12 protein-coding genes and 1 riboswitch are annotated in these 12859 nt (G+C 48.0%); of the genes, 2 read left to right on the top strand and 10 right to left on the bottom strand.

Going from position 1 to position 12859, the window contains the following annotated elements; genetic code table 11:
- Window positions 1-8: 8 nt before the first annotated feature.
- From MRBLPE1_RS14040 to MRBLPE1_RS14005, 8 genes are all read right to left on the bottom strand, one after another.
- Window positions 9-905, bottom strand: a complete 897-nt coding sequence (locus MRBLPE1_RS14040; RefSeq protein ID WP_364146200.1) for a carbohydrate ABC transporter permease — start codon at window positions 903-905, stop codon at window positions 9-11.
- The gene (locus tag MRBLPE1_RS14035; protein ID WP_364146198.1) at window positions 895-3852 is read right to left on the bottom strand and encodes an extracellular solute-binding protein; all 2958 of its coding nucleotides are present in this window, start codon (window positions 3850-3852) and stop codon (window positions 895-897) included. The genes MRBLPE1_RS14040 and MRBLPE1_RS14035 overlap by 11 nt, the downstream gene beginning before the upstream one ends.
- 36 nt (window positions 3853-3888) lie before the next feature.
- Entirely contained in the window at window positions 3889-4998 is a 1110-nt protein-coding gene (locus MRBLPE1_RS14030; protein WP_364146196.1) for an ABC transporter ATP-binding protein, read from the bottom strand.
- Window positions 4999-5109: 111 nt separating this feature from the next.
- The gene (locus MRBLPE1_RS14025) at window positions 5110-6081 is read right to left on the bottom strand and encodes an aldo/keto reductase (RefSeq protein ID WP_364146194.1); all 972 of its coding nucleotides are present in this window, start codon (window positions 6079-6081) and stop codon (window positions 5110-5112) included.
- A 132-nt stretch (window positions 6082-6213) separates the two neighbouring features.
- Window positions 6214-6522 (bottom strand): hypothetical protein, encoded by a 309-nt coding sequence (locus MRBLPE1_RS14020; RefSeq protein WP_364146192.1) that lies wholly within the window; start codon window positions 6520-6522, stop codon window positions 6214-6216.
- A 35-nt stretch (window positions 6523-6557) separates the two neighbouring features.
- Window positions 6558-6743, bottom strand: a complete 186-nt coding sequence (locus tag MRBLPE1_RS14015; protein ID WP_364146190.1) for a YezD family protein — start codon at window positions 6741-6743, stop codon at window positions 6558-6560.
- 216 nt (window positions 6744-6959) lie between these two features.
- A complete protein-coding gene (locus tag MRBLPE1_RS14010; RefSeq protein WP_364146188.1) occupies window positions 6960-8294 on the bottom strand; it encodes an APC family permease in 1335 nt (444 codons plus the stop codon).
- A gap of 92 nt (window positions 8295-8386) precedes the next feature.
- Window positions 8387-8485, bottom strand: a riboswitch (guanidine-I (ykkC/yxkD leader).
- Window positions 8486-8709: 224 nt separating this feature from the next.
- Entirely contained in the window at window positions 8710-10773 is a 2064-nt protein-coding gene (locus MRBLPE1_RS14005) for a methyl-accepting chemotaxis protein (protein WP_364146186.1), read from the bottom strand.
- 272 nt (window positions 10774-11045) lie between these two features.
- Here MRBLPE1_RS14005 and MRBLPE1_RS14000 point away from each other — a divergent pair, with 272 nt between their 5' ends.
- Window positions 11046-11405: a YtxH domain-containing protein gene (locus MRBLPE1_RS14000; RefSeq protein ID WP_364146184.1), complete on the top strand. Its 360-nt coding sequence runs from the start codon at window positions 11046-11048 to the stop codon at window positions 11403-11405.
- Between the two features lie 4 nt (window positions 11406-11409).
- The gene (locus MRBLPE1_RS13995; protein WP_364146182.1) at window positions 11410-11550 is read left to right on the top strand and encodes a hypothetical protein; all 141 of its coding nucleotides are present in this window, start codon (window positions 11410-11412) and stop codon (window positions 11548-11550) included.
- A gap of 76 nt (window positions 11551-11626) precedes the next feature.
- Here the strand turns inward: MRBLPE1_RS13995 and MRBLPE1_RS13990 are convergent, their stop codons facing one another.
- Window positions 11627-12409: a sigma-70 family RNA polymerase sigma factor gene (locus MRBLPE1_RS13990; RefSeq protein ID WP_364146180.1), complete on the bottom strand. Its 783-nt coding sequence runs from the start codon at window positions 12407-12409 to the stop codon at window positions 11627-11629.
- Complete coding sequence (gene rsbW, locus MRBLPE1_RS13985; RefSeq protein ID WP_364146179.1) at window positions 12406-12846, bottom strand: anti-sigma B factor RsbW; 441 nt, start codon at window positions 12844-12846, stop codon at window positions 12406-12408. Before rsbW ends, MRBLPE1_RS13990 begins: the two co-directional genes overlap by 4 nt.
- Window positions 12847-12859: the final 13 nt, after the last annotated feature.

Raw genomic sequence — 12859 nt, 5'->3', positions numbered from 1 at the left:
TTCAGGTGTTATTCCTCCTTCGTACCGAACAACCCCCAGCTAAGCTTGTTCGCAAAATACATTAATATCAGAAGAAACACGGAAACCGCCGCCGCATAGCCCATTTCAAAACGGATGAGGCCATAATCGTTGATATGGTTCACGATCAAATGACCGGCGTATTCCGGCGTCGGGTTTTGCCCGGACAGCTCAACGCCTATGGAGCCCGTCTTGAAGGTCGTGACGATTGCCATTACGGCGCCGAACAGCATTTGCGGCTTCATGGACGGTATCGTGATAAACCACAATTCTTGCAAACTATTTTTGATGCCGTCGATTCTCCCTGCTTCATAAAGCGTCGTATCCACATTAAGGATCCCTGCGAGCATCGCCAAAAAACCAACGCCCATGCTCGACCATAACGTGACGGCAATCATCGAATTCATCAGAAAATCCGGGCTGGTTACCCACAGCTTCGGCACGTCGATAAATCCGGCTTTCAAAAGAAAGCTGTTCAGGTAGCCAATCCGGTCTCCCGAAAGCAGGGGGAGCCAGATGATGGTCATGGCGATCCCAACCGTGAGGGAAGGCGTATACATAGCCAGCGCTACCCACTTGCGGTAGCCGCCGCGCAGCCGCGAAATGAGCCACGCGAGCAGAAAGGCCGCTGCATATCCGCCAGGACCGACGATCACCGCGAATTTAAAGGTGTTCGGGAGCGCGTATTTCAAGAACAGCAAATCCTGCGCGATCAAATACTGGAAGTTGCTCCACCCGATAAACCGCGGCGGCTCAATCCCGTTGTAATAGGTGAAGCCTAAGCCAACCGCAGCCACAATGGGAATCACGATAAATAAAGCAAAACAGATGAGAAAAGGCGCAATGAACAAATAAGAGATACGAAACGCCCACAGCTTACTCCACATAGCGGTCGACCCCTTCCCAAGGCTGACCGACAATCGGAATATCCAGCTTCTTCGCTTGAGTGCCGTTTTCGTCGATGAAGCCAAACTCCTGCTGCTTCCTGAGCAGCTCGCGGTTAATGTCCCTCACGGCTTGCTCGAGCGAGGACATGTAATTAGACGTTTTTACAACCGAGCGGACCCACGCATTGTTCATTTCACGCTCCAGGAAATATCCTCCCGGCACGTTAGGAATATCCTTATACCATTTCCATTGGTTCAAAATGATTGCAGCATCCTCCTTTTTCCATGGAAGATTAGTAAAGGCCTCCACATTAGATGTATTCCAGCGGAAAGCAACGCCGTTCATGGCTTCCAGATCGGAGCCGTATTGCTCCTGCACCTCGGCGGAAAGCCACCATTTCAGAAACTGCCAGGCTTCAGGCTTTTTGCCCGACTTATCGAAAATCACGCCGGTACGCTGCCCGCCGCCTGCCCAGCGGCTAATGGTGCCGTCCGCTTGCTTCGTTCCCGGAATCAGCGCGATGCCCCAGCGTCCGTTCAGCTCGGGCGCGGCCGCCGACAATTGCACGTACATGTTGTAGTCCGAGATGCCAATCGGCATCGTACCCGTGCGGAAATGCTGATAGAAACTCGGCACCTCCCGCTCCAAGGCATACGTATTGAATAAATCCGTCCATTGCTTGAAGGCGCCGTACGCCTCGGGTGTATCCAGCCCTGATTTAATGCCGCCCGGTTCATAGAACTCTACGCCGTTTTGATAGAAAAAGTGGGTAAACTCCTTCGGGTTCACGTAGAAATTCATAAAGTTTTGCTGCAGCGTTGGCAGCAGCTGATAGACTTCCTCCCAGGTTTGCGGAATTTCCAGCCCCAAGCGCTCCAATATATCCTTTCTATAATAGAGAACCTGAAACGACTGGGTCTCCGGCACGCCGTAATAGCCGCCGTTATAATGAAGCGGAAGCCAGGAGCCGGGACTAAACTGCGGGTAAAGCTGTTTAAAATCCTCAAATTCGCTCAAATCCTGCAGCGACCCGCGAATGGCATAATCAACCGGCAAATCCTGCGTTAAGCCAAGCGCAATATCCGGCTGGACGCCCGCTGCGTTAGACATGAGCAGCAGCTCCGGGTTCGGCAGCAGATTCACCTTTACTTCAATGCCCGTCTCCGGCGTAAAGGACTCGTCAGCCAATTGCTGCAGCTGATCGACATAATCCCTTCCCCGCTGAACCCATATATTAAGCTTTTTGTCGTCCATTTCTTTCAAGCTGTCCCTTGCGTCAAACGAGTAGACAAAGTTTTGGGCGCCGCCCCACATCCGGTTAAAAAAACCAGCCTCCATATTTGGCGCATCCGATTTTTCCGGAATGATATAGATCTCATCCAGCTGAAGCGATTGCTTCATCAACGTATCAATGAACGAGGCGAATTTTTCCCGCATGGAGGCGATCTCTTCCACCTGGTAAGGAATCTCCTCCGGCTTGCGGAGCAGCGCCCGCAGATCCTTCGCCGACGTATCGAGACCCTGGCTGATAGAATCCTTTTTCCCGTTCGTTTGGACAACTCTGTCGGACAATGCCCCCATCACCTCGGCCGCTAGCGCCATCCGGTCTGTCAGACCAGGGAAATCCTGATCCATATTCCAGGAACGGTTGCGGTCGATCGTTTTTTTGGTACTGGAGCCTGTAACCGTGCGCAAATCCCAATCTATGGCGTCCAGATGGGCAATCAGCTTCTCCAAATCGACAATAATCGGTTTCACGGGGGACTGCGTAACCGCAAGCGATAAGGTATGCGTCCCCTTCTCCAGCTTCAGCAAATACGGATGTTTGCTTTTATCCTGCAAAATCATGCCGTTCCAGCCTGTGGAATAAGGGAAACCATAAGCCAAAAATTGTTGAAACGGCACCTCGCCGTCTATTTTCACGGTCCGGAAGGAGGTTTTCTGCGCAATGGTATTTTGCAAGGCTCGGAAGCCGATTTTGTACAGCCCGGTCTCCGGCACTTCGAACGACCAGGAAATCTCCTGGTTTTGTTCCAGCCACCGCAGGCCGCCCACGGTGTTATAAACAATTCTTCCTTTATAACGCGGGAGAGTGCGGGAATTCTTATCCGAAAACAGTTTGATCGCCGTATCGTTTTTCGTCGAGAAGTTTTCGGCTTGCAGCGTCAGTATATTGCCGCCAATCGCTGCCGTATCCTCATTCTGCTCCGCGAACTCCTCGTAAGCAGGAATCGTCCGGCTTGGGCGAAGCTCGATTTTCTCAATCGCCACCGGGTCATAGCCTTTCAAACGAATCGTATGCGTCCCCTGCGGGATATGCCATTGCAAAGGCTGCGCATATGCCCCTCCCGAATCTATGAAAGGCTTCTCGCTCCAGCTCGAAATATCAACCGAACGAGGGCGAATCTCATCGCCGTCTGCGTTTTTCAATAAGGGACGGACATCTTCCCAGGTACGGTACAACGAGATGGAGGAGGCTTCCCTAAACGGCCTTTGGCCGTCTATCGTTATTTCCCACCCAACCGGTCCTTTTCTTCCGGTATCCTTTAACGGGTGATAAGAAACATGGATTTCATACAGCGCACTCTCTGCAACGTCAACCTTATATTCGACCCATCCGGTATCGCTCGTATTCCAAATCAGCACATTTGTTTTTCCCTCGTACTCCCCCGTTTTAATTTCTTGGTCATTAGACACAGCGGACGGCTTCGCCCCTTCCACCGATAGGGGGGCGTTTGCGTTTTCCAGCCCTTGCTCCTGCCATTTTGCGAGTGCCTCGCTAAAATAAGGCTCAGTCTCATACTCGAATGTTGAGGTGAGGCCCGCGTAATTAACCGCAGCCGTTTCCTCGCCGGATTCGGAGCTTACCGCCGCTCCAGACGAAAGCAGCCATGCCGCAATCACGATGCTGCTGCCATACACGAACCACTTTGGTTTCTTTTTCATAACGGGAAACCGCTCTCCTCCTTCGCGCAAATCCAATTATTCCGTAAATCTCGCACCGGTATCCTTATGGAAAAAATGGGCCTTTGAAATATCCAGCTCCACCTTCACTTTCTCGTTTTCAGCAAACCGATTGTCGGGATCTACCCTGGCAATCAACGGTTTCTCCTGTCCGATATCCAAATATAGAAAACGGTCGGCTCCCATCAGCTCATTATCCCGATACGTTCCGGTGATGATCGTCTCCGAAAATAAACCCTCCAGCTTCACATTTTCCGGTCTTATTCCTAATATCACCGATTTGTTTACTTGGTTATTATGGCGCAAAATATCCTCGGTCGCTTCATTAATCTTCAAGCTAAAGCGGTTCGTATGAAATTCCAATCTGCCCTGCGGGTTTTCTTGAACGCGTCCATGGATGAAATTGATTTGCGGCGAGCCGATAAAGCTCGCTACGAACGTATTCGCCGGCTTGGAATAAATCAGCTCCGGCGTATCGCATTGCTGAATGACTCCGCCCTTCATGACGACGATGCGATCGGCCATCGTCATCGCTTCCACCTGGTCATGCGTCACGAATATAAAGGTCGTACCTAATTTTTTGTGCAGCTTCGTAATTTCCATCCGCATCGTCACGCGAAGCTTCGCGTCTAAGTTCGACAGCGGCTCATCCATTAGAAACAGCTTCGGATCGCGTACGATTGCTCTGCCCAGCGCTACCCGCTGGCGTTGTCCGCCAGAGAGCTCCTTTGGCTTGCGATGCAGGTAAGCCTCGATTTCCAAAATCCGGCTCGCATTTTTGACCGCCAAATCGATCTCATGCTTAGGCAGCTTTCGCATCCGAAGCCCAAACGCAATATTCTCATAAACGCTTAGATTCGGATAAAGAGCATAGTTTTGAAAAACCATGGAAATATCCCGGTCCTTTGGCGGAAGCTTATTAACCAGCTGGTCCCCGATGAAAATTTCACCCTCGGAAATATCCTCAAGTCCGGCAATCATTCGCAGTGTCGTCGATTTCCCGCAGCCGGAAGGCCCTACGAACACAATGAATTCCTTGTCTTTGATCTCCAGCTGGAAATCCTGCACAACTGCGTGCTTGTCTTTGCCATACCGTTTGTACAAATGATTAATGGTAACTGCCGCCACACAATGACCTCCTATCATAACTATATTCCGGGAAACAAAAAATAAGGATATCAGGCCGAGCTCTGATATCCTCCATTGAAATGGTAGAATGAATATAAGCCGTTAAATGATTTAGCTGAACACTGTTTCTTTCCCTATTTGCAGCTTGGCCGTGACCTCGTCGGCCTTTGCCAGCTCTTCCGCGTTCAATCTTTCATGCCAGCTTTTTGCAGCTTCCGTAATATGGTGAGGTTTGGAAGCGCCCAGAATGGCTGACGTTATCCCCGGCCGGCTCAGCACCCATGACAAGGCATATTGTGCCCCGGTCAGTCCTTTCTCTTCCGCTAGCGGCTTAATCGCCTCCGCCAGTTGAATGGCATTTTTCTTGTTCAGAAGCTCTTCCAATCGGGGTTCACCTGCCGCTAGGCGCGAGCCTTCCGGCGGCGCTTCCCCGGCTCGGTACTTGCCTGAGAGTATGCCTCTGCCGAGCGGGCTGTAGACGATAACGCCGACATTTTCCGATTGGACGAATGGGATAATTTCTTTCTCAATCTCACGAGAAAGCAGGCTGTACTCCGGCTGAAGGCTTTCAAAGCGATGCAAGCTGTGCAGGGCGCTAATTCCATGAGCTTTCGCCAGCTGCCAAGCCGCAAAGTTCGAGGCTCCTATGTATCTCACCTTTCCTTGGCGGACCAAATCGTCTAAAGCACGCAGCGTTTCCTCAAGCGGCGTGTTCGGATCAAAGCGATGAACCTGATAAAGATCCAAGTAATCGGTTTTCAATCGTTTCAGACTATCCTCGACGGCTTTGAAAATATGATAACGGCTTTGGCCGCCATCGTTCACACCCTCGCCCGTGCGGCCGTGAACCTTAGTTGCAAGAACGATTTGCTGCCGTCTTTCCTTTAGCAGGCTGCCAAGAATACGTTCAGACTCTCCAGCGCCGTAAACATTCGCCGTATCTACCAAATTGATGCCGTTATCCAGTGCTAGATCCAAAATATCGGCCGAGGCCTGCTCGTCGATCCAACGGCCAAAGGCCATCGTTCCCAAGCTTACAGCGGATACCTTAAGTCCTGTTCTTCCTAATTTGCGATATTCCATTTTCATTTTCCTCCTTGGGGTTCGATCAAAAAAAACCGGAGACAGCCAATAAAGCATGTCTCCGGTTATCCGGTCGATAGATATGGGTATTCGATTGATAGATATGGGTTTTCGATTGATAGGGAATGCTGCTCAATAGGCGGCCAACACGCTTCTTGCATGTCTGTCATGCTCAGCGGCAAAGCGGCTTAGCTCCACGATTAAATTCCCTTTTCCAAAGGACAGAAACTTCCTCCCTTCCTCCGCTTGCATTTTAACCATGCGTTCTAAAAATAGAATGATCATCTTCCGTCTGCGTTTAATTTCGGGATAACTGTTATCGAACAGCCATTGGTCTATCGTATTATAAGTTCCCCGGTTCAGCCGGTACATCTGCAAACAATAATGATGAAAAGCCAGATCAGGCCATTCATATAAGTCCGCATTCAGGTCGTTTTTCATAAGCTGCCTCTCGTTTTTTAAAATAAGAGCTTTCACTATACTCTTTGCCGCTTTACGGATGCAGTGGATTTCTCCGTATCGAAGCGACTGCGTTCAGTCCGGTCGATTTGCACAATCTGGCCGTTATGGATGGTTATCTGGACAACGCCATATTGAACGCCTGCCAATTGCTCCTTGATCCGTTTCAGCCATTCGTCGGCAACCTCTACAGTTCGGGACATCGTCAACATCCTCTCCAATGTTATGGTGCAGCCATTAGAAAACAAAGAAGACGCACGTCAAACGAATGAGTCTTCGATTGGCATGCGCCTCCGGTTTTCCAGCGAGCGCGGCTTGCAATAAAATACAGCGGTTATTAAGCTATAATTTCTTATGCAAGCAACAATATTTATTTCCGACTAATTCAATGGGATAAATTTAATTTAACATGTTGGATTTCATTCGTCAACACTTATCCGATTAATCAAGCTGACGTTTTTGCCAAAAGGAGGCACCGCGAGCTTTGTTCGGTACAGTTGATATGCGGCTCCGACAAGCAGCCAACAGAGCCCCATGAATAACGCGGTTCGATCCAGCAGCGTAAGCAGCCAGAAAGCGAAACCGGCGCCGCAAAGCGGAACAACAAGGTAAACAATCGTCTGCGTAAAGGAACGTTTTTTCTCTTTCACGTACATTTGCGCGATGACGGAGCCGTTTACGAACACAAATGCCGTTAACGCGCCGAGACTAACGAATTTGATCGCCGTTTCCAAGCTGAGAACCAACGCGAGCAAGGAGACTATACATACAACCGCAATGCTGTTAACCGGCGTTTTATATTTGGCATGCAGCTTTCCGAAAAATCGCTTGGGCAGCGTCGAGTCCGTACCCATTACATGCAGCAATCTAGATGCGCTCGTTACGGCAATAACCCCCTGTGTAAACACAGCCAAGATAAGCACCGAAATAAATAGCGATTGCAGCCCAGCCCCGCCGACCAGCTTCATAAGCTCAAAGCCCGCTGCATCCGCATTCGAGAAAGAAAGGCTTGGGAATGCCAGCTTCGTTAGCATGGAGACGGCGATATACATGACGGATGCAATAATAACAATCAGCATAATGGCGCGGGGTATCGTTTTGCGGGCATTAATCGTTTCATCCGCCAAGGTGGTAACCGTGTCAAAGCCAAGAAAGGAAAAGCATACCAATGACGCGCCGGTCAGAATCGTTGAAATTCCCCAATCACCCTGGGGCAGCAGCGGCTGTACGGCAACCGCCGCTGCGCCGTCGGCTAGCCCTTTAAGCAAATAAAAGCAAAACACGGCAATAAACAAAATTTGTACAACCACAAATATTTTGCTGATGCCTGCCGAAAACCTAATCCCCACAATGTTCACGGCCGCAAAAATAAGATTGATCCCAATCATCCAAAGCGATGCCGGTATGTCCGGAAACTGGGCATGCATGTAAAGACCAAACGTCAGGCAGGAGATGACGGGGGAAAATATATACTCCAGCAGTACGACCCACCCGACCAAAAAACCCGCATACGGATGGATAGCCTTTTTGACATACGTATATGCCGAGGCTGAGGATGAGAATCTTTTGGACATTACGATATAGCTTATTGCGGTTAATAAAATAGCTGCCGCCGCCATGCTGTATGAGCCCGTCATCGTCCCTTTAGAGCCTTCGTAAGCTAGACCGTAAACGGTAAAATAAATCATAGGCGACATCCATGCCAAGCCAAGGGCAACGACCTGAAACAATTTTAGCGTTTTTTGATACGTCACTTTTTCTTCCATCCTACACACCTCTGCCAAATGATTTTTATCCAGTACAGGTTTTAACGCAAGAAAAACCCGGGAGGTATTGTCGTTAGACAACCTCCCGGGCTTTTATCCCTCCGTGAACACAGCAAGCTGTGCGTCTCCTCTCGGTCCAGTCCGAACAAACGGTTCGCGGAACCCTAGAAAACAATTTTTATCCAATTTAATGATAGGTTTTATGACACATTTTAAGAAAACACGAACATTCAGACTATCACTTACTCGTATGTTAAATAATATAACATAAATTGTTCCTTATTCAAAGATTTTGTTTTTCGTTCGGAGAAATCAATAAAAAGACCTAAGCAGCGCCGTTAAGCATGCTTAGGCCTTTCTTCTATTTAGATGAAGCACACTGGCGCTTTAACTTCTTGTCATGTTAGACAACCTTGAATTTCGCTGCCGCCTCTGCAAGATTTTTGGTCAGGCCGTCTATCGTGTCAACCATGTCAGCCAGGTCTTGTACGGTTGCGGATTGCTCCACCATCGTAGCGGTAACCTCCTGTACGGATGCCGATACTTCTTCGCCTGAAGCAGAAAGGCTCTGTGCGGATTGCTGAACCTCGTCTTTTTCCATTTCCATGCGGGCAACATCGCCGGCCATTGCTTTAATCTGATCCGTGATTTCCATGATTTTATCTAAAATGGTTTTGAACGCCGCTTGCGTTTGTCCTACGAATTCGTCTTGTTTCACGGCGATATTACGAATTTCCATAACGCTGTCGTTATTCTCTATGACAAACGATAGGTTTTGCTGAATAATCGCATTGATTTCATTTGACTGCTTGGAGCTTTGGTCCGCAAGTTTTCGAATTTCGGAAGCCACAACGGCAAAGCCGCGGCCATGCTCGCCCGCTCTTGCTGCTTCAATGGATGCATTCAGGGCAAGTAAATTCGTTTGGCCTGCAATTTCGCTGATTGCGCCCGTGATGTTGCTAATTTGGTCGGAGCTCTCTTTCAGCTTTAACGTGATCGCCGATATTTTTTGAACCTCTTCTTCATTCTGATCATTGATCCGCATCAAGTTATGGACCACTTCATTGCTTGTGTAAAATACCTCTATGATTTCCTCCGCTCTCTCTTTTGCCGATTGGGCTTTGTCGCTCATCGAAGCGAACTTCTCTCCGAATCCGTGGAACTTATCGACGATATGCTCGGTATCATGCGACTGGGATTCCATTGCTTTGGCAATTTCCATCGACGTTACCGAGGTTTCGTTAATCGACTGCGCGGTCTGCTTGGAGGTTTCCTCGAGCTCGGTCATGCTTTTATTAAGCACTGAGATCGTCGTATTCATATTGGTAATCAATTGATTGTTTTGAATGACCATGCTGTTGAAGCTGTCTGCCAAATCCTTGAACTCGCTGTCATATTTGCCGTTTGCCGCTATCGTAAGATCACCGGACGCCAACCGCTTAAAGAGCAATGTAAGCTGGGAAATCGGATTTGTAATGTACCTCGAAAGGAGGAGTCCAAAACCAACGGCTACGATAACAGCCAGCACGGTAATAAGCAGCGTTTTAAGAAGCATATCTTGGATCGGACGATTGATATCCTCATAGGAATCGATAACGGAAACAATAATGTCGGCGCCCGGTATCTTATTAATTCTCAGATAGTCGTTGCCAATCTCCGTGGTTTGTACTTTAATTTCCCCGACAGCCCTATCCGCTAAAAAAGCTTTAATTTCCGGACCATCGCCAATGCTTTCTCCGTTCCTGGAAGGATCCGTCGAACTATAAAGAATAATACCTCCGCGGCTCAGTATTTCAATTTTCCCTTGTCCGTTAATTTTGATGGCTCCCAATTTATCCACAAAAAAATTACTGTCTATCGTGGTTGCAAAAACACCGACGACCTGTCCCTTTTCGTCTTTAATGGGATGCGAGAACGCAAGCAGTATTTTCCCGCTGCTCTTCGAGATAATGGCATCCGATATAAAGCTTTGGCCTTTCATCGCTTCCGTAAAGTATTCGCGGTCAGCGCGTGATTGACCAATGTTTTCCGTATTCGTTCCCGATACGATAATCCCTTTATGATCAATAAGCAAAAACGATTCATTCCCGCGCGTGCCTTCAAAGCTATGCGTAATCGTCGCTTTTGCTTTCGCAAATAACGCATTCGACTCTGCAAAAAAAGCGGCATCTGACATCGTTCCTCCTTTACGAAGCACCAGCAGATCACGATAGGTGTTATGATCGGAAGCCAGGAAGGAAGACTGTTCTTGCAGCTGCATGGCCGTCATCAGCCCTTCGCTAATGCGGTCGGCAGTTGCATTGATTTCATCTTTGCTTTTTCTAAGCAGCAAATCCGATGAAAATAAGTACATCACCGATGCCGTTCCGAATAAGACAATGACCACTAACAAGCTTATTAATACAGGAAGCTTAACTCGCAATGATAGATTTCTAGCTTTATTGAACATCCCATTTTGCATTTTCATGATGTCAGATAACCCCTATTCCCTATTTTTGTTGGCCATAACCAGTCAACTACTTATATCGGCTAGGATTTCTTTAAAATGAAAGGGATAATTTTCCCAGTTTGAATTGAAACTTTTTTAGCGGCGAATGACCTATGAAAAGCGATATAAAAAATTGTAAATCCTTTCCTTTTTATTTTGATTCAAAAAGCCCCGTTTGGTTTATATATAACTATGAAATTCAAACAAGTTGATCAAAAGGTCAACAAATAAAGAATGAGGAGAGATGTCAAATGTCACGAGAAAACTCTAGTAACGGCGTATTGGTAGGCGCAATTGTAGGAGGTGCCATCGGTGCCATTTCGGCTCTGCTTTTTGCTCCAAAAACTGGCGCGAGCCTTCGGGAGGATCTCGCGAGCAAGTTTAAAACCATCAGCGAGAAAACAAAGGATATTGCCGCTACGGTAGGACAAACGACCAAAGAGCTAGCCACTTCGGTTGGGCAAAATACAAAAGACCTGGCTGCTAACATTAAAGACGAAGCCGGCGACTTGATGGATCATGCCAAAAAATCGAATCAAAACATTATGGATTCTCTTTCCTCCACGAAAGATGATGTAAAGGATGGGCTTGCTGCCACCCCCGGGAGGTAATGTGATGAAAGCCGATATTGAGAAGACTACAAACTCTATGGCTCCCACCGAGGATGAAATGATCAAACTCGGTGAGGACATGGAGAAGATGGATACTAACGCAGAAGTTATTGAAAAAGGTTTGGTTCCCGATCCCGCTCAATAAGTTCTTGTATCAACAAAAACCCCCTTTCCATATCAACTATGGAAAGGGGGTTTTTTAGTTATAAATGAAGTTGGAATTAAGTGCCGAACTCCGGATGCTGATCCGCTAACAGCAGCTTCAGCTTCTCGATCGCCCGCTTCTGAATACGGGATACGCTCATTTGTGATACGCCTAGCTGGTCAGCGATATCACGCTGGGATTTACCATTGTGATAGGCGAGCAGCAGCACGGTCTTTTCTTCTGTTTTCAATTGATCGAGCGCTTCCTCCAGGTCAAGACGATTATCGACGTTCTGATAATCGTCTTTGTCTGAGCCAATGAGATCGCCTATTGTAGCTGCGCTTTCCCCTTCGCTGGATAAAGGCGTGTCAAGAGAAACATAATGATAGGATTCCCGGCAGGAGAGCACCTCAATGGTTTCTTCCACCGATAGACCCAAATGGCCTGCAATCTCTTCCATCTTGGGCGAATGCCCAAGTTCCACCGTAAGGTGATCGATAGCCTGCTGAATTAGCAGGCCTTTTTCCTTGATTCGCCTTGGCACCTGGATATACCAAGACTTATCACGCAAATAGTTTTTCAGATGGCCGATGATGCTCTTCATCGCATAGCCCTCAAATGGAATTTCCCGCGAGCTGTCAAATTGCTTAAATAAGCGCAGCATGGACAGCTGGCCGACCTGATACAGATCCTCATAGAGATCAGGCCGGCTTCGCGACATTTTAGCCGCTGCCATTTTTACGATTGGTTCATAATGCTGCAGCAACTCCGTTGCCACATCATTGCAATTCGTATCCTGATAAACTTTCATTTTTTCAATTGTTTCTTTTGGATCCAGGAAGGATGAATTCGCGTTCATGCCATCTCCTCTTTCCTACCCAAGAGCTTGGTGAGAATTACCTCGGTACCTCTCCCGGAAAATATCTCGACTTTATCCATTAGCGCATGCATCATAAATAGACCAAGTCCGCCCGAAGTCACTTCGCTTAGTTCCTTATCGTGGAGGGTGACGGACTTATTTCCTGCCGGCTCGTATTTAAAGCTGCTGCCCTCATCCTTGATCCGAATCGTAATCCCGTTTCCTTCAAGCTCAAAGCTAATTTCAATTTCCCCCGGACGTGAATTGCTGTACGCATGGAGCACTACGTTAGTGCAAGCCTCTGTTACCGCTACCTTCATATCTTCGATTTCTTCATACGAAAAACCTGCCTTATTCGCTACGCCAAACAATGTAAGCCTAACCATATCGATAAATTCCGCCCGGGCAGGAATCGTCAAATGAATGAATGAGTTCATAATGTCTTCTTTC

Origin of the sequence: Paenibacillus sp. LPE1-1-1.1, assembly GCF_040676435.1 — a bacterium.
Classification (GTDB): Bacteria; Bacillota; Bacilli; order Paenibacillales; family Paenibacillaceae; genus Pristimantibacillus.
This window is presented reverse-complemented; position numbering and strand designations above follow the sequence as displayed.